The sequence below is a fragment of the Lysobacter enzymogenes genome (assembly GCF_017168095.1).
Classification (GTDB): Bacteria; Pseudomonadota; Gammaproteobacteria; order Xanthomonadales; family Xanthomonadaceae; genus Lysobacter; species Lysobacter enzymogenes_D.
Window position 1 is genome coordinate 1 of sequence record NZ_LXSD01000339.1, and the last position, 21336, is coordinate 21336.

The following is a 21336-nucleotide window of genomic DNA, read 5'->3' on the forward strand; positions in this document are numbered from 1 at the left end:
AGGCGGCACGCCGCCATCGCCGCGGCGCCGCGCGCGTAGCGGGCCAGCGCGTCGTCGTCGCCGGCTTCGTCCAGCAACGCCGCGACCGGCGCCGGAAACGCCGGCGAGCGCGCCGCGTCGATGCCGATCAGGGCCGGCTTGATCCACTCGGCGGCGCCGTTCGTGTCCGCGCCGCTCATGCCGCCAGGCTCCAGTTCTGCGCCGCGTCTTCGCCGCGCCATGCGCTCAGCGGCCGCAGACTGCGGCCGTCCCATTCGCCCATCACCTGCAAGGCCTGCCCGCCGCTGTGCGCGAGCAGGTTCCAGCCGGCGGCCTCGCCCAGCGCCAGCGGCAGGCGTCCGGCCGCGGTGTGCAGCCACCAGCGTTCGCGCTCGCGCAGCGGCACCGCATCGGCCAGGCTCAAAGGCCACCACGGCAGCCACGGATTGGCGGCGAAGGCCAACGAGGCGCGTTCGATCGCTTCCACCGCCGGTTGCGACCAGCGCGGCGCCGGCTGCGCCGCGCCCTGCTCCAGCGCCAGCGCGCGCAGCGGCGCGCTGCCGGGGAAGAAGCGCAGGTTCGCCTCGACGCTGCGCCCGTCCAGCCATTGCTGTTCCCAGCCGCGGCCGCCGTAGGCGTAATCGTGCAGCAGCGCGTCGCGGCCGCTGGCCTGCCCGCGCAGCCACACCCGGCGCTCGAACAGGCGGTCGTCGCGTTCGTCGATGCGCTGGCCCTGGACGATCCAGCGGTCGCTCACGCTCTCGCCGAGCGTGGCCAGGTCGTCCTTGTCGTAGACCCAGCCCAGCGCGGTGCGCACGTCGGCCAGGCGCGGCGGCGACAGCGTCTCGCGCCGCACCACCGCTTCGCGCAGCAGCCAGATCAGGCCGAAGCGCTCCAGCACCGCCGGCGCGCCGGCCACGCCGCTCGCCATCGACTCGGCCGCGGCCAGCACCTGCGCCGACAGCGCCGGCGCCTGCGCATCGACCATGCGCGCGGCCATCGCCGTCCACTCGGCGCGTTGTTGCGGGCCGAACGCGGCCAGCCCGCGGCGCAATTGATCGCCGATCCAGCGCTGCAGTTCGGCGGTGCCCTGGTCGATGCGCTTCCAGCGCGCGGCCTCGCGCTTGGCCGCGGCGGCCGCGGCGGCGTCGGGGTCGGCCGCTTGCGCGGCGGCGGCCTTGGCCGCGGCCTGTTCCTTCTTTTCGGCGCGGTCGCGGCGCGAGTTCAGCCACTCCTCCACCCACGCCGGCCGCGGCGCCGCGCCGATGCCGCCGCGCGCGTGCATCAACAGCAGCGCCAGCGCGTGCTTGCACGGAAACTTGCGGCTGGGGCAGGAGCAGCGGGTGACCAGCGCGGCCAGATCGACCTGCGCCTGGTACGGCTTGGCGCCGCTGCCCTTGCATTCGCCCCACAGCGCCTCGGCGTCGCCGCCGAGCGTTACCCAGTGGCGGTCGGAGGCCAGGCCGGTCGCGGCCTTGGCCGAAGCGCCATCGGGCGCCAGCGCGAGCGCCTGTTCGGCGGTCAGTGCAGAATCCATCGCGAACCGGTCCCCACCGGTGTCGTCCTTGCGTTGCTCGCAAGCATAGCTTAACGGCCTGGGAGATAGCGGTTAGGAGTTAGGAGATAGCTACAGCGATTCGCCGCCGCTCTAACTATCTTCTAACTCCTAACCGCTATCTCCCAGCTTCAAAGCCTCGGCTCCCACTGCGCCGAAATCATCCGCCACTCGCCGTCGCGTTCGCGCCAGCCGGTGCGCACCTCGTACAGTTGCGCCGCGTCCGGCAGCGCCGCGCCGGAGCCGCCGCCGAGCGCGGCTTCGAACACGACCGTCGCGCGCTCGCCCTGCACTTCGAAACGCACCGCGGCGATCTGCAGCCACACGTCGCGGTAACGCAGGAAGCTCGCCGCCGCCAGCCGCCGCGCGCCGTCGCGGTCCAGGCCGTCGGGGCCGACGAAGTCGTCGGCCAGCCGCGCCTGCACCGCCTTGGCGTCGCGCGCCTGGATCGCCGCCTGCAACTCGTCCATCGACGCGCGCAGGCGCTGCTCCGGCGTGCCGCCGCCGCACGCGGCCAACAGCGACAGCGCCACCGCCCAGAACGCGAACGCCGGCGGCCGGGCCGCCACAGCAGCGGCCGGACGCCGCACTCGCCCAAGCGCGGGCGCGTCGCCGGCCTGCCTCGTCCATGCGCCGAACATCGCTGCAAACATCGTCGTTTCCCCTCGGGTTCATGCTCGGGTTTCGCCCTGGGTTTCCGCTCGAAACCGGCACCGGGCAAGATTCGCACGACCGTTCGCCCCGGCCTGCGCGCACTCGATCCTGACAGGTCGGCCGCAGCCGCGGCAACGTCGCCGGGCACCGCCTTGCCACTCGCTAGAGCCTATGCTCCAATCGAGAAAACACACCGTACGCCGGCGCACTTGCGCGGCTAGCGGACAGAATCGACGAGCGATTAAAGAGGGGATCGCGATGAGTTTGGACCGTCCGTGGCTTGCCCACTATCCGCAAGGCGTGCCCGCGCAGATCGACGTGGAGGAGTTTCCTTCCGTGGTCTCGGTGCTGGAAAACGCGATCGAGAAGTTCCGCGACCGCCCCGCCTTCCGCAATTTCGGCAAGACACTGACCTACGGCGACATCGACCGGCTCAGCGCCCAGTTCGCCGCCTACCTGCTCGGCGAGCTCAAGCTCAAGAAGGGCGATCGCGTCGCGATCATGATGCCCAACTGCCTGCAATACCCGATCGCGACCTTCGGCGTGCTGCGCGCCGGGCTGACCGTGGTCAACACCAATCCGATGTACACCCCGCGCGAGCTCAAGCACCAGCTCGAGGATTCCGGCGCGAAGGTGGTGTTCGTGCTCGACAACTTCGGCAAGACCGTGCAGGACGTGGTCGCCGGCACCCAGGTCCAGCAGGTCGTCACCACCGGCCTGGGCGACATGATCGGCGGGCTGCGCGGCCCGATCATGAACTTCGCGCTGAAGTACGTGAAGAAGATGGTGCCCGACTACGACATTCCGGGCGCCGTGCGCTTCCGCGATGCGCTGACCCTGGGGCAGATGCACCAGCTGCCGCAGATCGACATCGCGCCGGGCGACATCGCGTTCCTGCAATACACCGGCGGCACCACCGGCGTGGCCAAGGGCGCGATGCTGACCCACCGCAACCTGGTCGCCAACATGCAGCAGGCGGCCGCGTGGATCGGCTCCAACGCGCGCATGGGCGAGGAAATCATCATCACCGCGCTGCCGCTGTACCACATCTTCGCGCTCACCGCGAACGGCCTGGTGTTCATGAAGTTCGGCGGCCTCAACCACATGATCACCAACCCGCGCGACATGCCGGCGTTCGTGAAGGAGCTGCAGAACAACCGCTTCACCGCGATCACCGGCGTCAACACGCTGTTCAACGGCCTGCTCAACACGCCCGGCTTCGACAAGGTCGACTTCTCCCACCTGCACCTCACCCTCGGCGGCGGCATGGCGGTGCAGCGCTCGGTCGCCGAGCGCTGGAAGCAGGTCACCGGGGTGACCCTGGTGGAAGCCTACGGCCTCACCGAAACCTCGCCGGCGGCGTGCATCAACCCGATCGACCTGGCCGAGTACAACGGCTCGATCGGCCTGCCGATCTCCTCCACCGACGCCTGCGTCAAGGACGAGGCCGGCAACATCCTGCCGATGGGCGAAGTCGGCGAACTGTGCATCCAGGGCCCGCAGGTGATGAAGGGCTACTGGCAGAAGCCCGAGGAAACCGCCAAGGTCATCGACGACGACGGCTGGCTGCACACCGGCGACATGGCCAAGATGGACGAACAGGGTTTCTTCTACATCGTCGACCGCAAGAAGGACATGATCCTGGTGTCGGGTTTCAACGTGTACCCGAACGAGATCGAGGACGTGATCGCGCTGATGCCCGGCGTGCTGGAAGTGGCCGCGGTCGGCGTGCCGGACGACAAGTCCGGCGAGGCGGTCAAGGTGGTGATCGTCAAGAAGGATCAGGCGCTGACCGCCGAGGACGTCAAGGCCCACGCCCGCGCCAACCTCACCGGCTACAAGCATCCCAAGTTCGTCGAGTTCCGCAAGGAATTGCCCAAGACCAACGTCGGCAAGATCCTGCGCCGCGAGCTGCGCGACAACGCCGGCTGAGGGCGGCCCGGCGAGCGTGAATGCGAGTTGCGCTTTTCGCGCACTCGCCCGCGTTCCGCTAGCCGCGCCGCAACATCGCGGCGCCGCGCGATCGCGATTTTCCCGGCTAAAACCCCGCTACGGCGGGGTTTAAATTTTTTGTGAGCTTTGAGTCTGAATGGCAGGTGTAGCATCGAATCGACGGGCGCCCCGCCCGCCAATCTCGCCGCGCCCCAGGAGCCTGCCATCATGTCCGTCCCCATTTCCCGACTCCACGTCAGCCACGAGGCTGCGTTGCTGCGCCACGTATCCGAGCACGCCAGCCGGACCGACTGGTGCTACATGCACGCCGACGTCGCCTCGGCCTACCACCCCTGCTTCTCCGAACGCCTGCTGCACGAGATGCTGCAGACCCAGGAACGCATCCGCCGCAACCTCGCCGCCGATCCGGATCCCAAGGCCGGCATCCACCACCTGGTGCTGGCCTCCGACTCGGACGTGTTCAATCTCGGCGGCGACCTGCAGTTGTTCTCGCGCCTGATCCGCGGCGGCCAGCGCGGCCGCCTGCTCGAGTACGCGCAGTTGTGCGTGGAAGTGGCGTTCAACCTGCACCGGCTCTACGACGACCGCGTGCACAGCATCGCCGTGGTCGAAGGCGACGCGCTCGGCGGCGGCTTCGAGGCCGCCCTGTGCTGCCACACCATCATCGCCGAGGAAGGCGCCGGCATGGGCTTCCCGGAAGTCCTGTTCGACCTGTTCCCGGGGATGGGCGCCTACACCTTCCTGACCCGGCGGGTCGCGCCGGTGGTGGCCGAGCGGATGATGCTCGACGCCCGCGTCTACCCGGTGGAAGAGCTGCTGCGCATGGGCGTGGTCGACATGGTGGTGCCGCGCGGCCAGGGCCGCCAGGCCGCGCGCGAGCTGATCCGCCGCAACCAGCGCATCGGCAACGCGCTGCGGGCGATGAACACGGTGCGCCAGGCCTGCAATCCGGTGACGCTGGACGAGTTGCTGAAGGTGACCCACGAATGGGTCGACGCCGCCATGCGCCTCAACGACCGCGGGCTCAAGACCATGGAACGGCTGGTGCGGGCGCAACAGCGCCGCGCGCAGGCGGCTGCGCCGGCATTGACGCTGGTGTAAGCGTCTTTCAGGGGGGAGCCTGCCACGCACGATGCGTGGCAGGATGTTTCCGCCGCGCGCCGTCGGCGCGGCTCAGGATACGTCGGGCACGTCCTTGCCGCGCGCGCCGCCGTTGCGGCTCAAGCGCGCGACCTCTTCGCGGCTGAGCTCGGTCACCGCATTGAGCTGGGCGGCCAGTTCGTTCACCGCCTTGGCGCGTTCGCGCTGCAGCATCTCGTCGCCGGCCCGCATCAGCTGCGAGCAGCGCTCGGCGATGGAGTGCGCACCCAGGTTCTCGGCCACGCCCTTGTAGGCGTGCGCGATCTCGCGGAACTCGTCCCAGCGCCCGGCCTCGCCGGCCTTGGCCAGTTCGCGCTGGCAGCCGTTGGCGTCCTCCAGGCACTGCTCGACGAAATCGTGCAGGAACTGCGCGCCCAGGCCCATCTCGGCCAGTTCCGCCAGCACCGCCGGGTTGGTCATCGGCCGGGCCACGTCGCTGATCGCGCGCACCGCCGGCAACTTCTGCGAATCGACCACCTCGGCGATGGTTTCCAGCAGCTTGCCGACCACGATCGGCTTGGTCAGGAACGCCATCGCGCCGGCCTGGTTGGCGGCCTCGGAGGCCTGCAAGGTGGCGTCGGCGCTGAGCACGATGGTCGGCGTGCGACGGGCGCCGCCGGCCTGCATGAAGCGCAGCTGCCGGATCACGTCCAGGCCGGTCAGGCCGGGCATGTGCATGTCCAGCACGGCCAGGTCGAACTGGCCGCTCTCGAGCTGGTCCAGCGCCTGCTCGCCGTCGTTGGCGGCGCTGACCCGGTGGCCGGCGCGTTCCAGGATCCGGGTCAGCACGGTGCGGTTGGCGGCCTGGTCGTCGGCGATCAGCACGCGCAGGCTGCGCACCCGGGTCTTGTGGCGCAGGAACGGGTCCTCGAACGAAATCACCTTGTCGTCGGCCGCGTAGGCCGCGTCGGCGCGGTCGCCCAGGCCGTCCTCCAGCCGCAGCGGCAGGTCGATCCAGAAATGGCTGCCGCCGCCGGGGTTGCTCTCCACCCCGATCTGCCCGCCGATCAGCTGGGTCAGGGTCTTGGCGATGGTGGTGCCCAGGCCGGTGCCGCCGAAGCGCCGGGTCGGGCCGTTGTCGACCTGTTCGAAGGCCTGGAAGATCCGCTCCTGATCCTGCTCGGGCACGCCGATGCCGGTGTCGCGCACCGAGAAGCGCAGCCGCACCTGGCGCTCGCCGTCCTTGCCGCGGCCGGCCTCGCCCGCCGGCGCCGAACTCAGCCGCACCTGCAGCGACACCTCGCCGGACTCGGTGAACTTGACCGCGTTGTGCAGCAGGTTCAGCAGCACCTGGGTCAGCAGCGCGCTGTCGCCGTGCAGGCGCACCGGCACGTCGGCGGCGACCTCGACCTTGAACGCCAGGCCCTTGGCCGCGGCCAGCGGCTGCATCATCTTCTGCAGGCGCTTGGCCACTTCCTGCAGGTTGAAGTCGACGTCGCGGCGCTGCAGCTTGCCGGCCTCGATCGCGGAGATGTCGAGCACGTCGTTGACCAACAGCAGCAGCGACTGCGCCGAGGTGTGGATGACATCCGCGTACTCGCGCTGCTCCGGCGCCAGGCGGGTGCCGTGCATCAGCTCGGCCATGCCGATGATGCCGTTGAGCGGCGTGCGCAGCTCGTGGCTCATATTGGCCAGGAAGCGGCTCTTGGCCTCGTTGGCGCGGCGCGCGGCCAGGGTCGCGTTCTGCAGGCTGCGCAGCAGCGAGGACAGGTAGGCGGGAATCGCCACCAGCCCCAGCCACAGGCCCGCCGACAGGTAGGGCTGCTCGCTCCAGTACGCATTGCCGAGGATCACCGCCAGGAACGAGACCGCGGCCAGGCCGGCGGCGGTGTACAGGTAGGTGGTGCCGTAGCGCAGGCCGTTGCCGATGGTCACCCACAGCACGATCACGTACAGCGGCGCCAGCGACGGCGCGTCCAGCGACATCAGCGCGGCCAGGGTCGAGTAGTCGGCGATCATGCCGATCCAGCGGCGCAGGTGCGACACGCCCGGACGCCAGACGATGGCCGCGGTCAGGCCCAGGCCGACCACCGACTCGCCGAGCATCACCCACAGCATGGTCTGGGTGGCGTGGCTGTCGCGTTCGAAACCTTGCAGGCCGAGCAGATAGGCCACGATCAGGCAGGCGATGACCAGGCGGACGATCGCCTGGCCGTGCTCGCTGTCGGGTCGGTTGGCGAATCGCTCCTTGGCCAGGCGCAGGATAGAAGCCATCGGCTACTCCATGCTGGGACGGGGGAAGCTCGTCGAATAGCGTCGGCAGATATCTTCCAGGCGGGTGCGGCTGCGGATCAGCGCGTCCACGCAGCGCGGGTCGAACAGGCGGCCGCGCTGGGCGTACAGATAACCCAGGGCCGCGTCCACGTCCCACGCCTTCTTGTACGGCCGCGGCGAGATCAGCGCGTCGAACACGTCGGCTACCGCCACGATACGCGCTTCCAGCGGAATTTCCTCGCCGACCAGCCCGTCGGGATAGCCCGAGCCGTCGTAGCGCTCGTGATGGCGCAGGGCGATCAGGGCGCCGGCCTGGATGAAGCGGTTCTGGCTGCCGCTGAGCAGTTCGTAGCCGATCTTGGGGTGGCGGCGCATGATCGCCGTCTCCTCCTCGGTCAGCGGGCCGGGCTTCATCAGCACCGCGTCGGGGATGGCGATCTTGCCGATGTCGTGCAGCGGCGCGGCCATCTCGATGACCCGGATCTCGTCCTCGAACATGCCCAGTTGCTCGGCGATCAAACCGGCGATATGGGCCATGCGCTCCAGGTAGGCGCTGGTGCCGGCGTCGCGGAACTCGATCGCCCGGGCCAGCCGCGAGAGCGTCTCGCGCTCGCGTTCCTCGACCTCGTGCATGCTCGACAGCAGCCGCTGCTCCAGCGACAGCGCGCGCTGCTTGACGTTCTCGGACTGCTGGCGCAGCGCCAGCAGGTTGCGGCACCGCGCGCGCAGTTCGCGCGGGCGCACCGGCTTGACCAGGAAATCGATCACCCCGGCCTCCAGCGCGGCCTGGCGCACCGGCTCGTCGCCGACCACGGTGACCAGGATGATCGGAATGTCGCGGTGCATCGGCAGCCGGCGGAAACGCCGGGCGAACTCCAGGCCGTCGATGCCGGGCATGCGGTAGTCGAGCAGCAGCAGGTCGGGCTGATGGCTCTCGCACCAGGCCAGCGCCGCCTCGGGCTCGCCGAAATCGTGCACCTGCAACTCGGACGCAATGTCCTCGATGATGTGGCGCAACATCGTCCTTGCGGACGCTTGGTCATCGACGATAACGACGTTCACTCAAGCGGTATCCGTAGAGAGGCCGCCCCCTGCGGCTGCCGACCTGCGAGCATACTCTGCTGCGTCGCGCCGGGGCAGCCGCCGAAAGTCCCGGCACGCCCGTGGCGGCCGGCATTCACGTAAAGCGCGCGCGCAATGCGCGGCGTTCATCACGTTTTGTACGCAAGCTGGATGAACCGACGGCCAGCGCGCGCTGGCCGGTGCGGATGATGCACGACGTTTTCGCGTGCCGCCCTGGGCCTTGCGGGCTCAGTGTACGAGCGCCCGCAGTGTGCGGCCGGACGGTCGCAGGGCCTGCGATAGGCGCGGGCCTCGCCCGCGCCGGGCGCGCCGCGGCGGCGGTATCCGCCCAAGGCGCGTCGCGGCGGCCGCGGGTGCGGCCGCCCTGCCCGTGCCCGGCGGTCCGAGCTCAGCCGCCGGCTTCCGGACGCATGTAGGGGAACAGCAGCACGTCGCGGATCGAGGACGAGCCGGTCAGCAGCATCACCAGCCGGTCGATGCCGATGCCCAGGCCGCCGGTCGGCGGCAGGCCGACCTCGAGCGCCCGAATGTAGTCGGCGTCGAAGTGCATGGCCTCGTCGTCGCCGCCCTCCTTCTGCGCCACCTGGGCCTGGAAGCGCGCGGCCTGGTCCTCGGGGTCGTTGAGCTCGGAAAAACCGTTCGCCAGTTCCTTGCCGCCGACGAACAGCTCGAAACGGTCGGTCAGTTCCGGGTCGACATCGTTGGCGCGCGCCAGCGGGCTCACCTCGACCGGGTGGTCGGTGATGAAGGTCGGCTGGATCAGGGTGTGCTCGACGGTCTTCTCGAAGATCTCCAGCAGCAGCTTGCCCCAGCCGTAGGACGGCTTGACCGCGACCTTCAAACGCGCGGCGTGGGCGCGCATGGCGGCGAGGTCGCGCAGTTCCTCGCGCTTGATTTCGGGGTTGTGCTCCAGCACCGCGTCGGTCATCGACCAGCGGCGGAACGCCGGGCCCAGGTCGATCAGGTTGCCGTCCCATTCGACCTGGGTGACGCCCAGCACCTGCTGCGCGGCGTCGCGGATCACCGCCTCGGTCAGGTCCATGATCTCGGTGTAGGTGGCGTAGGCCTCGTACAGTTCGAGCATGGTGAATTCGGGATTGTGCCGGGTCGACACGCCCTCGTTGCGGAAGTTGCGGTTGATCTCGTAGACCCGCTCCAGGCCGCCGACGGTCAGGCGCTTGAGGTAGAGCTCCGGCGCCACGCGCAGGTACAGCTGCAGGTCGAGCGCGTTGTGGTGGGTCGTGAACGGCTTGGCCGCGGCGCCGCCGGGGATGTAATGCATCATCGGCGTTTCCACTTCCAGGAAGCGGCGCGCGTCGAGCCAGGCGCGGATGGCGCGGATGATCTTGGAGCGCTTGACGAACACCTCGCGCGAATCCGGCGAGACGATCAGGTCGACGTAGCGCTGGCGGTAGCGCTGTTCGACGTCGGCCAGGCCGAACCAACTGCTCGGCAGCGGCCGCAGCGACTTGGTCAGCAGGCGCAGCGACTCGGCCTTGATCGACAGCTCGCCGGTCTTGGTCCGGGTCAGCGGGCCTTGCGCGCCGACGATGTCGCCCAGATCCCAGCCCTTGAACTTGTCGTAGGTCTCGCCGAGCACGTTGGCCTGCAGGAACAACTGGATGCGGCCGGATTCGTCCTGGATCTGGACGAAGCTGGCCTTGCCCATCACCCGCTTGGCCACGATGCGGCCGGCGACAGTGACCCGACGGGCCTCGGCGTCGAGCGCTTCCTGGCTCCAGCGCTCGGCATCGGCGAATTCGCCGTGCAGGTCGCCGACGTAGTTGTCTCGGCGGAAGTCGTTCGGGAACGCGATCCCCTCCCCGCGCAGCGCCGTGAGTTTCGCCCGGCGCTCGGCGATCAGGTGGTTCTCGTCGATGGGCGGCTGCTGGGTTTCGTCGGTCATGGTCTTGGCGATGCGGATGGGGGATGCGTGAGGGGGCAGATTACTGAAGTCCCGCGGCGCGTGCGCGAAACGCTGGCCGCGGGCGGCCGGCGATCCGGCGTGGCCGGGCGGGAATCCGCAGAATCTGTCGCGATGAAGCCCTGGGTTCCCGCGTTCGCGGGAACGACGGTAGCGGGGGGACGCGTTGCGCCGGATAGCGCGAGCGAACGGAGCGGACGGGAGGAACGGGGCGGACGCGGCAAGCCGGAGGGCGCCAAGGGCGCGCGATGGCGCCCGGGGGCCGGGCCGGAGACGGCATCGCCGCCTCCGGCGCGCGGCTTAGACCGCGTCGCTGCGTTTCGAGCCCGCTTCCAGGCCGGCCTTGAGGCTGGCCTCGACAAACTCGTCGAGATCGCCGTCGAGCACCTTCTGTGTGTCGCTGCGCTCGATGCCGGTGCGCAGGTCCTTGATCCGGCTCTGGTCGAGCACGTAGTTGCGGATCTGGCTGCCCCAGCCGATGTCGGACTTGGTCGCCTCGACCGCGTCGCGCTCGGCGTTGCGCTTCTGGATTTCCAGCTCGTACAACTTCGCCGCCAGCATCTTCATCGCGCGGTCGCGGTTGGCGTGCTGGCTGCGCTCGGTCTGGCAGGCCACCACGATGCCGCTGGGGACGTGGGTGATGCGCACCGCCGATTCGGTCTTGTTGACGTGCTGGCCGCCGGCGCCCGAGGAGCGATAGACGTCGGTCTTGAGGTCCGCCGGGTTGATCTCGATGTCGATCTTGTCGTCGACTTCCGGCGACACGAACACCGAGGTGAAGCTGGTGTGGCGGCGGTTGTCGGAGTCGAACGGCGACTTGCGCACCAGGCGGTGCACGCCGGTCTCGGTCTTGAGCCAACCGTAGGCGAAATCGCCTTCCACGCGGAAGGTGGCCGACTTGATGCCGGCGACGTCGCCGCCGCTGACTTCCATCAGCTCGGCCTTCCAGCCGCGCGATTCGGCCCAGCGCAGGTACATGCGCAGCAGGATTTCGGCCCAGTCCTGGGCCTCGGTGCCGCCGGCGCCGGCCTGGATGTCGACGAACGCCGAGGCGCTGTCCATCTGCCCGGAGAACATGCGCCGGAACTCGAGCTTCTCGACTTCCTTGCCGTAGCGGTCGACGTCGTCGACCACGGCCTGGGCGGTGGACTCGTCGTCCTCCATCTCGGCCAGCTCCAGCAGCTCCAGGCCGCCGAGCAGGCCCTCGGTGAGGGTGCGGATGCCGTTGACCACCTTTTCCAGCGCGGCGCGCTCGCGGCCGAGGTTCTGCGCCCGTTCGGCGTCGTTCCAGACGTCGGGGCTTTCCAGCTCGCGGTTTACTTCTTCCAGGCGCTCGACTTTGGCGTCGTAGTCAAAGATACCCCCTGAGCGAATCCAGCCGGCCCTTGAGGTCGGCGATTCGCTGGCGGACGGGATTGAGTTCGATCATGTCCGGGTGTGTGCGTGTGCGGATGAACCGGCGATTCTAGCAGGTCGCCTGCGACTCCGGCCGCCCCCTGCAGGAGCGGCGCGAGCCGCGACCAACCGAAGCGACGAACGCAAGCGCCTCTCCCCCGAAGACCGCCGAACCCCGGGGCCTGCCCCAGCATCGACGGTTTGCGCGGAGGCGGTCGAGGCTGACTGTCGGCCCCCAGGAGGTGGCTGCCTCTCTGGGGGAAGCTACTGCGGCGGCGGGGCTTCGGCGACGTGCGCTTGCGTTCGGCGCTTCGGTTGGTCGCGGCTTGCGCCGCTCCTACAGGAGGCCACCGCCGCCGCGTCGGGGCGGGTCACTTCACTTCGAACTCGCCCACCAGCACGGTTTCCCTGGCGTTCTTGAGCCGCAGGGTGACCTTGCGGTCGACCTGCCCCGCCCCGCCGAACCCGGTGCTCAACCACAGCTGCAGCGTGGTCGCCCCGGTCACCAGTTGCTGGCGGTCGCCGAAGAAGTTGGCCTCGACCTTGTACTTGCCCGGCTTGGGCGCGCGCAGCGAGAACTCCTCCGGGCCGTAGCCGCCGGTGAAGTCGTCGGTGATGCGGCCGCCCTGGTAGGTCAGCTTGTGGCTGTAGTAGCACTTCTCGCCGTTGGGGTCGGTGACCCACAGGTCCATGTCGGAGTTGTCGCTGTCCCAGCTCAGCACCGCGCGCAGGCCCAGCGGCAGGTTGCGGCGCAGGCGCGGGTCGACCCGGCTCAGGTCGGTCTGGGCCGGATGCGCGGCGGCGATCGCGTTGAGCTCGGCCAGGGCGATTTCCTCGATCCCGGGGAAACGCGCGTCCCAGTCGCGCTGGGCGACTTCGTAGAGATTGTCGACCGCGCGCTGGTACTGGCCGGCGGCGGCGTAGGCCAGGCCGAGGTCGCGGAAGCTCTGCGGCTCTTCCTCGGCCAGCGCCAGCACGCGCTCGAACACCGGCAGCGCCAGCGCCGGCTCGTTGGCCTGCAGCAGGCGGTAGCCGAGCACGCGCAGGATGTGGCGGTTCTCCAGGTCCAGCTCGGCCAGGTTCGACAGCACCCGCAGCGCCAGCGCGTGCTCGCCCTTTTCTTCCAGCACGTCGGCCACGTCGAGGTAGAACGCGGTGCTGGCGGCGTGCGAGTCGCGCTCGTCCAGGTACAGGCGGTAGACCTGCCCGGCCGGCGCGGCGCGCAGGCGGCGGGCGTAGGGCGAATCGGGCTGCCAGGGTTGCAGCGCGATGCTGGCGCGGCGGGCGCCGGCGCCGTCGGCGGCCGTCTTGCGCGCCTCGTCGCCGCCGACGGCGATCGCATCGATGTCGTCGGCCCGGCGCATCTCCGCCAACGGTTCGGCAGGTGCGGGCGCGGGCGGCGGCGGCGCCGCCGCTATCGGCGCGTCCGGCAGCGTCGCTGCGGCGTCGGCGACCTCCCCGGGCGCATAGGCCTCGCGCTGCGCGCGGCGGCGGATCGGCTGTCCGCCGGTCGCCACAACCACCGGCTTCGGCGGCGGCGGCAACGCGCCCTTCGGCCAGTCGCGCTGCCACCACTCGATCCGCCGCGCGTACAGCCCGGCGACGCGGTCGAGGCTGGCCTTGCGCACGCTGTCGCGCTCGCCGGCCTGCGCGGCCTTGAGCCGCAGGAACTCGTCCTGGCCGTCGGGCGGCGCGATGTCGTAGCGCACGTAGTCGGCGAGGCTGTCGAGCACGATCAGCGAGGTTTCGCCGGTGACCACGCCGAAGCGCTGGCCGAGGCGAGCGATCGCGGCGCGGTTGAGCTCGGGCTCGGCCTCCAGCGCGGCGATGGCCTGGTTCGCCCACAGCCGCGCCGGGAACGCGCTCGGCGCCGAGCCGGCATCGACCGCGATGCGCTCGCTGCGCGCGCCAGCGCCGTCGCGCAGGCGCAAGCTCAATTCGGCGCGGCCGTCGCGCAGGCGGCCGACGATGCGCAGCATGCCGTCCTGGGCGAACGGCGCGGCCGCGAACACTTGCTCGGCGCCGAGCGCGTCGATGCCGAGCAGGCGCGGGCCTTCCTCGAGCAGCTCGGCGGCAACGCGGTCGAGCTCGCCGGCGCGCTGCCAGCTCACCAGCCGTCCGCCCGCGCCTTGCGCCAGCGCGCCCAGGCGCACGGCGTCGGCGTTCGCGCCGGCCGAATTGAGCGCGTACAGGCGCTGCCCCGCCGCGAGCTTGGGAAAGCCTTCGGCGCCGAAGTTGAACAAGCCGTCGCTAAACAACAGGTACTCGCCGATATCCGCGCGCGGCGTCCAGCCGCCGGCGGCGCTGGCGCCGTCGTAGACGGTGCCGTCCAGTTCGCGCCGCAGCGCCGACCAGTCGCCGTTCGCGACCCGGAACGCGCGCGGCGCCTCGGCGCGGTCGCGCAGCCGGATCAGGCTCACCTCGACATTGCCGGCGCGGCGGAAATAGCGGTCGAGCAAGGCCAGCTCGCTGGCGTGGTCGCGCTTGCGCCCGGACGCCGAGCTGTCCCACAGCAGGCCGACCGCGGCCGGCAGCGGACGCGGCGCGGCGGCGCCGGGCAGCGGCACTTCGGCGAGGAAATAACGCTCGCCGGCGTAGTCCTGCACATAGGTGCGCGGCTTGGCCGCGGCCGGCACGCTCAGCGCCAAGGCGCCGCCGGCCGGCGCGCGCGCCAGGCTCAGGCGATAGCCGCCCTGGGCCTTGTCGATGCGCGCATCGCCGCTGAGCCCTTCGGCCCGCGGCGGCTCGGCGCTGCGCAGTCGCAGGTCGAAGCGGCCGGCGTCGGCGGCGAAGGCCAGCGGCAGTTCGAAGCGCCAGCGGCCGCCGTCGCGACGCAGCGCTTCGCGCAGCTCCAGCCGCACCCGGCGCGTGCCCTGGGCGGGAATCGGATAGATGCGCAGCTTGAACTGGTTGCCGGCGGTGCGCTCCAGCAGCGCCGGGTCGGCGCCGCGCCGTTCGATCTGCTCGAACACCGCGCGGCCCTTGTCCTTGGGCACCGGCACCGCGGGGCGCAGCTTGCCGTCGATGTCCAGGGCGAAGCCGTCGATCTGCTGGCCGTCGCGCAGCGGGAACTGCAGTTCGCCTTCGAGCGCGCGGCGGTTGGGATTGCGGAACACCAGCTCGATCGCGGTGTGGGCCAGGCCGCCGCTGAGTTCGGCCTCGATCTGCGCCGATTCCAGGCGGATCGGCGTTTCCGCGCCGCGCACGAGCAGCAGCGGCGGCAGCGGCGGCGCGGTCACATCGCCGCGGACGTGGGGTTGGCCGATCGCGGCCAGGCCGGTGGGCAGGGCCAGCAGCAGGCCGGCGAGAGTGGCGGGGAGACGGGAAGTCACCGGGTTGCGTCCTTGTAGTGGGCGATGCAGCTGTCAACGCGCGAGCCGGCGCGATGGGGTCGAGCGGTGGCGGCTGGGCAACGATACGACGGCGGGCGCTGGCGCCGGTAGCTGGCGGCGAAAGCAAAATGGGTTCCGGCGTTCGCCGGAACCCAATTGATCTTGCTCTGATGGCGTTGCGCATGCGCGCGCGGAAACCCACACGTCGGCGCGAAGCGGGCGGCGCAGGCGCGCCGCCCTGCCCGCCTCAGCGGCGGTACAAGGAACGCAGGTTCAACGCCGCCTGCAGATCGGCCAGGCCGGCCGCCGACTTCAGCGCGATCTCGACCGTCTCGCCCGGCAACAGGGTCAGCGCGTTGTCGGCCAGTTCGACATCGTGGTCGCCGAAGTCGATCCACACCGCGCGCGCCAGGGTCTTGGCGCGCAGCTTGAGCACGTAGCCCGCGCCGTCGCGGCGCAGGGTCGCCTGTAGCTTCGGGTCCTGCCATGCCAGCGTTTTGGATTCGCCGAAATACACGACATTGCGCGACACCGCGCGGCCGTCGACCAGCAACTCGAACACCGCCGCGGTGCGCGCCGGGTCGGCGCCGCGCAGCAGTTCGGCGTCGCTCCAGCGGCCGGCGCGGGTCGCGCTCAGCGGCGCCAGCACCGCCTTCTCGCGCTGCTCGTGGCGCACGCGACCGGCGAAGTCGATCACCCGCAGCCGCCACTCGCCCTGCACTGCTTGCTGGCGGTCGGAGATCAGGGTCAGCTCGGTCTCGCCCTTGGCCGGCCGCCGCAACGCCGCGACGGTCAGCGGGGCGAAGAAACGCCTGGCGTGGAAGTGCAGCGGCTTCCAGCGGCCGAAGTAGTCCAGGCTCGACCACGACGCGCCCGGCCAGACATCGTTCAACTGCCAGTACAGCGAGCCCATCGTGCGCGGGCGCGAGGCGCGGTGGTGCAGCGCGGCCAGTTCGATGCCTTCGGCCTGCACTTGCTGGCTCAGATACACGAAATCGGCGAAATCGCGCGGCTCGCCGTATTCGCCGCGCACGTACTTGAGCAGGCGGCTGTTGCCGTCGCCGGCGAGAAACTTCTGGTGCGCGCGGATCACCGGCGCGTCGATGCCCTGCTCCTCGGGTTTGGCGAACGCGCCGATCGTGCGCAGCGACGGCCAGCCCTGCAGGCCGTACTCGGACATGAAGCGCGGGGTTTCGTCGAGGTAGGCCGTGGCCGGCAGCGCCGGGCCGCCCCACACGTCCCAGTAGTGCTTGTCGCCGTTGTCGGAATCGTTGGCCTTCTCGGCCAGGTCGTTGCTCGGCGAGCTCGACCAGTACGGCACGCCCGCGCCTTCCTGCGCGACCACCGCGCGCAGGTCCTTGCCGAACAGCGCGACGTAGCCGTTCCAGACTTCTTCGGCGAACTTCGGATCGGTTTCCTTGAGCTTCTTGCCGTGGCCCCAGTCCTTCCAGGCGGTCTCTTCCTCGTTGTTGCCGCACCACAGCACGATGCTGGGATGGTTGCGCAGCCGGCGCACGTTGTCGCGCGCCTCGGCGACGACGTTGGCGCGGAACGTCGGATCGAACGCCGGCGGCATGCCGCCGCCGAACATGAAGTCCTGCCACACCATCAACCCGAGTTCGTCGGCGATTTCGAAGAACTCGTCGGATTCGTAATAGCCGCCGCCCCAGTTGCGCAGCATGTTCATGTTGGCGTCGCGCGCGGATTGCAGGTCGCGGCGCAGGCGCTCGCGGGTCACGCGCGCCGGGAACGCATCGAAGGGAATCGCGTTGGCGCCCTTGGCGAAGACCTCGATGCCGTTAACGACGAAGGCGAAGCCCTGCCCGCCCGCGTCCTTCTCGCGCTTGAGCTCGACCCGGCGCAGGCCGGTGCGGCGCTGGGCCTGCGCCTGCACGCCGTCGGCATCGCTGAGCGTGGCCTGGAAGGTGTACAGCGCCTGCTCGCCGTAGCCGGCCGGATACCACAGCCGCGGGCGGTCGATCGCCAGCGGCACCGCCACGGTGTTGCGCCCGGCGCGCAGCCGCGCCGGCTGGCGCAGCGTCGCCGGCGCGCCGTCGGGGCCGCGGTATTCGATCTCCAACGTGGCCGCGCCGGCCGCGGCGCTTTCGATCTCCACCTGCACCTCGCCCTCGGCGCGCTCGCGGCTCACCGCGCGCGGCTGCACGTGCAGGTCGGCGATGCGCAGGCGGTCCCAGCTTTCCAGGCGCACGCCGCGCCAGATCCCGGCGGTGACGTAGCGCGGGCCCCAATCCCAGCCGTAGTGATAGCCCGGCTTGCGCGCGAAGTTGCCGGTCATCGCGTCCTTGGGCTCGTCGCCATACGGCGAGGGGTAATTGCCGGCGATCTTGTTCGGCATCGCCTGCACCCGCGGCAGCAGCTTGCGGATCGGCGACTGGAACACCACGCGCAGTTCGTTGCCGCGCGCGCGCAGGCGGCCATCGACCGGCACGCGCCAGGTGCGGAAGGAATTGTCGGCGCGCAGCAGCTCGCGGCCGTTGAGGCTGACGGTGGCGAAGGTGTCCAGGCCGTCGAACACCAGTTCGTTGCGCGCGCGCTTGAGGGTGGCGGCATCGACATCGAAGGTGGTGCGGTATTCCCAGCCGGCCAGGCCGATCCATTGCAGCTGCGCCTCGCGCGCGCCGACGTAGGGATCGGCGATCAGGCCCGCGGCGAGCAGATCGGTATGGACGTGGCCGGGCACCTGCGCGCCGCGCCACTGGGTGGCGTCGCGATGCGCGGCGGCTTCGGGGTCGCCCGGCAGCAGGCGGAACTGCCAGCCCTGGTGCAGTTCGACCCGGGCCAGCGGCGCGGCCTGGACGGCGGCGGCGCACAGCAGCAGCGCGAGGGCGGCGAGCAGCCGCCAGGAGGACGAAGGCCGTGCGGTCTGGGGCATGGGATCACCTGGGTCGTCGGTTCGGAGCGCGTCGGTTAGAGGCGCGCGCCGCGACGGCGGGCGCGCTGCGGCGCCGGCGCGATACCCGCGCGACGGCCGCGACAGTCGGCTGCGGCGCCGGAAAAAGACGGGAGCGCGCTTCCCGCGCTCCCGTTCCGAGTTCCGGACAAGACCTCGCGGCACGCATTCCGAGGTAGCCGCGAGGGTGTACACCGCCTTGCCCGGGAGGTCCGCCGCCGCACCGATGCGCATCACTGGAGGAGATGCGCGCCGGCCCGGCCGCGGGGTGCTGCCGTCCGCGCGGGCCCGGGCGGCCCGCGCGTCCGATTCGATGCGGCGAACGCTCAGTCGAACTTGTAAACGAATTCGGCCGAGATTTCACGGCCCACGCGCGAGAACACCCGCTCGTTGGCGTAGGCGAAGAACTTCTTGTACGGATCCTTGTAGTCGGCCTCGTCGAGCAGGTTGTCCACGTACAGGTTGACCCGCGCCTGCTCGGTCAGCTGATAGCCCGCGGTCAGGTTGAAGTACACCGGCGCCTTGAGCTTGCCGACCATGTGGCAGGCGGTGTCGGTCTGGCCCGGCAGGATCGGCGCGCACTCGTTGTAGTTGTCGCCGTTGACGTGGCCGATGCGGTTGGCGAACAAGGTCGCGTTCCACGGGCCGCGGCTCCAGCTGGCGCTGGCGCGGGCGAAGGTGCGCACTTCCTTGTCGCGGTTCTCCTGCATCGGCGAACCCGGGTCGCGCTGCTCGTTGTTCTTGAGCTGGTTGGTGTAGTTGAACTGGAAGCTGAAATCGCCGAAGCGGGTCGCCGGGAGCTTGTAGCGCGCGGTGAAGTCGACGCCGGCCACTTCGCGGTAGGCGATGTTGATCGGGCCGCTGAACACCGACACCACCTGGCCGAGCGGATAGTTCGGATCGGCCACGCCGAACGAATTGGTGCCCGGCGCGCTGCGGGTCACGCGCGAGACGATGTCCGAACAGGTCGAGGACCCCGGGGTGACCTGCATGCGGTCGGCCGCGCGGCGCGGGCGGCCGTTGCGGCACTGGCTTTCCAGGTCGAGGATGTCGGCGATGTCGAAATCGCGGACCTGGTTGTCGATGGTCATGCGCCAGTAGTCGGCGCTGAACGACAGGTTCTCGGCCGCGTCCCACACCAGGCCGGCGCTCCACGACTTGCCGGTCTCGCTTTCCAGCTTGAGGTTGCCGGTGCGGGCGATGTTGTGGCGGTAGTACAGCGCCTGCGAGCTGCAATCCGGGCCGAGGCCGCGGTTGATGCAGGTCGCCACGTCGGCGTCTTCCTGGGTGCCGGTGCCGCTGGTGGCGAACAGGTAATGCATGTCCGGCGCGCGGAAGGTGGTGTTGTAGGCGCCGCGCACCAGCAGGCTTTCGATCGGACGCCACTCGATGCCGGCGTTCCAGGTGAAGTTGCTTTCCTTGCGCGCGTCGTCGTCGTAGCGGTCGAAACGGCCGGCGCCGGTGACGTTCAAGGTCTTGAACACCGGGACCTTGAATTCCACGCCCGCCGCGTAGCGCTTGCGGTCGCCGCCGCCCTGGTTGGTGCCGCCGGGCTGGTCGTAGAGCTTGTTGGCGCCGAAGGTCAGCGGATCGGGGGTGAGCCGGTAACCCTGCGAGCCGGCCTCGATCACGCCGGCGAAGCCGACCGGGCCGGCCGGCAGGTCGAACAGGTCGCCGTCGACCGCGAACTGGAACTGGTTCATCCACGACTCGGCGCTGCTCTTGCCGCGGGTGGTGAGCTGGCGGAAGGTCTCCGGCGTCATCGGGTTCCAGAACTTGTTCTGGTCCAGCGCGTACACCGGCAGGCCGTTGTTGGTGCCCAGCTGCGGGCCGAGGAAATAGCTGTCCACCGCGCCCTGCAGCATGCCCGGGAAGCTGAAGTCGACCTTGTACTCGGTGCGCCCGACCGTGGCGTCCCAGTTGAAGCGCTCGCCGAAGCGGCCGCGCAGGCCGGCGGCCAGGTCCCAGGAGCGCTCCTTGGTTTCGAACAGGAACGGATCGCGGCTGCCGGCCTCGGGCACGGTGAAGGCGCGGCGCGCCTGATAGGTGCGGCCGGTGTTCTGGTCGTAGAACGCGCCGCCGCGGTTGAGTTCGAAGCGCAGCGCTTCGTCCTGGCGCGATTCGCCGGTGCTGTCCCAGACCGAGGCGCTGACCCAGGCCTGCATGCCGTTGTCGAGGTCGTAGCTGAAGTTGCCGAAGCCGGAGCGGTTGTCCGAGCCGTTGCGCAGGCTCCACAGCGCGTTGCCGCGCGACTGCGAGCAGCTGTAGCCGGGGAACTCGGGCGCGTTGCCGTCGTTGCCGAGGAAGTTGTGCAGCGGCAGGTCCTGGAAGCGGTCGCAGGCGCCGGCCGGCGGGGTGACGCGGCGCTTGGACGCGGTGTCGATCAGCTCCACGCCCCACACCCACGGCCACGGGTCGTTGACCAGCGGCTTGACCTGCGCCGCCGGCTCCAGATCGGAGGCGAGAAAGCCGCGCTGGCCGGCGAAGAGGGTTTCGCGGCCGCTGAACTGCACGCCGTAGGTCGCGCTCCACTTGTCGCCGGTGCGCCCGCCGGTCCACGACAGGTCGTAGGAATCGCCGCCGCCGCGGGTGGTGGTGCCGCCCTTGATGCGCACCTCATCGCCATTGAAGTTCTTCTTCATGATGATGTTGATGACGCCGGCCATCGCGTCGGAGCCGTAGATCGCCGAACCGCCGCTGGCGAGCACTTCGATGCGCTCCACCGCCGACATCGGGATGTTGTTGAAGTTGGCGAAGTTGCCGCGGCCCTCGTACGGCAGCGGGTAGTCGGCGACGCGGCGGCCGTCGATCAGCAGCAAGGTGCGGCCGGGGCCGAGGTTGCGCAGGTTCAGCGGGCTGGCGTTGGGCGTGGGGCCCTTGTTGACGTCGGCCTGGACGGAGCCGGTGACTTCGGTCAGCGAGCTCAGCGCCTCGTACACGTTGGCGAAGCCTTCGCGCTTGATCTGCTCGGTGCTGATCACCGTCACCGGCGCCGGGCCTTCGAGCTCGGCGCGCTTGATGCGCGAACCGGTCACGGTGATCTTGTCCACCGTCTTAGCCTCGCCGGCCGGCGCGGCGTCCTGCGCCTGCGCCGCCAGCGGCAGATACAACGCGGCGAGCAGCGCCGCGCACAGCGCATCGCGGCGCGCATGGTGGCCTCGGCCTTGCGGCGTGCGGTCGTTTTGCTGAGTCATTG

General features: G+C 70.2%; 11 protein-coding genes. 2 read left to right on the top strand and 9 right to left on the bottom strand.

What is annotated here, in order from left to right:
- Positions 1-175 precede the first annotated feature (175 nt).
- Positions 176-1516 (bottom strand): SWIM zinc finger family protein, encoded by a 1341-nt coding sequence (locus A7A76_RS12400; protein WP_206411476.1) that lies wholly within the window; start codon positions 1514-1516, stop codon positions 176-178.
- A gap of 149 nt (positions 1517-1665) precedes the next feature.
- Positions 1666-2103, bottom strand: coding sequence for a DUF4440 domain-containing protein (locus tag A7A76_RS12405; RefSeq protein ID WP_206411477.1), 438 nt, complete (start codon positions 2101-2103; stop codon positions 1666-1668).
- A gap of 343 nt (positions 2104-2446) precedes the next feature.
- Here A7A76_RS12405 and A7A76_RS12410 point away from each other — a divergent pair, with 343 nt between their 5' ends.
- Both A7A76_RS12410 and A7A76_RS12415 read left to right on the top strand, forming a co-directional pair.
- Positions 2447-4120: a long-chain fatty acid--CoA ligase gene (locus A7A76_RS12410; protein WP_206411478.1), complete on the top strand. Its 1674-nt coding sequence runs from the start codon at positions 2447-2449 to the stop codon at positions 4118-4120.
- Positions 4121-4348: 228 nt separating this feature from the next.
- A complete protein-coding gene (locus A7A76_RS12415; protein ID WP_206411479.1) occupies positions 4349-5242 on the top strand; it encodes a crotonase/enoyl-CoA hydratase family protein in 894 nt (297 codons plus the stop codon).
- A 72-nt stretch (positions 5243-5314) separates the two neighbouring features.
- Here A7A76_RS12415 and A7A76_RS12420 read toward each other — a convergent pair whose 3' ends face one another.
- The 7 genes from A7A76_RS12420 to A7A76_RS12450 all read right to left on the bottom strand — a co-directional run bounded on the left by A7A76_RS12420 (position 5315) and on the right by A7A76_RS12450 (position 21334).
- The gene (locus A7A76_RS12420) at positions 5315-7495 is read right to left on the bottom strand and encodes an ATP-binding protein (protein WP_206411480.1); all 2181 of its coding nucleotides are present in this window, start codon (positions 7493-7495) and stop codon (positions 5315-5317) included.
- Between the two features lie 3 nt (positions 7496-7498).
- Entirely contained in the window at positions 7499-8557 is a 1059-nt protein-coding gene (locus tag A7A76_RS12425; protein WP_206411481.1) for an HD domain-containing phosphohydrolase, read from the bottom strand.
- Between the two features lie 409 nt (positions 8558-8966).
- Positions 8967-10484 (bottom strand): lysine--tRNA ligase, encoded by a 1518-nt coding sequence (gene lysS, locus A7A76_RS12430; RefSeq protein WP_206411482.1) that lies wholly within the window; start codon positions 10482-10484, stop codon positions 8967-8969.
- Positions 10485-10802: 318 nt separating this feature from the next.
- A protein-coding gene (prfB, locus tag A7A76_RS12435; protein WP_206411483.1) for a peptide chain release factor 2 occupies positions 10803-11931 on the bottom strand; the annotation gives its coding sequence in 2 pieces (ribosomal slippage) (positions 10803-11855 and positions 11857-11931; 1128 coding nt in all).
- Positions 11932-12268: 337 nt separating this feature from the next.
- Positions 12269-15229, bottom strand: coding sequence for a VIT domain-containing protein (locus tag A7A76_RS12440; protein WP_343225331.1), 2961 nt, complete (start codon positions 15227-15229; stop codon positions 12269-12271).
- Between the two features lie 247 nt (positions 15230-15476).
- Complete coding sequence (locus A7A76_RS12445; RefSeq protein ID WP_206411484.1) at positions 15477-18122, bottom strand: beta-mannosidase; 2646 nt, start codon at positions 18120-18122, stop codon at positions 15477-15479.
- Between the two features lie 344 nt (positions 18123-18466).
- On the bottom strand, positions 18467-21334 hold the full coding sequence (locus tag A7A76_RS12450) for a TonB-dependent receptor plug domain-containing protein (RefSeq protein WP_206411485.1): 2868 nt from the start codon (positions 21332-21334) through the stop codon (positions 18467-18469).
- Between the last annotated feature and the right edge of the window lie 2 nt (positions 21335-21336).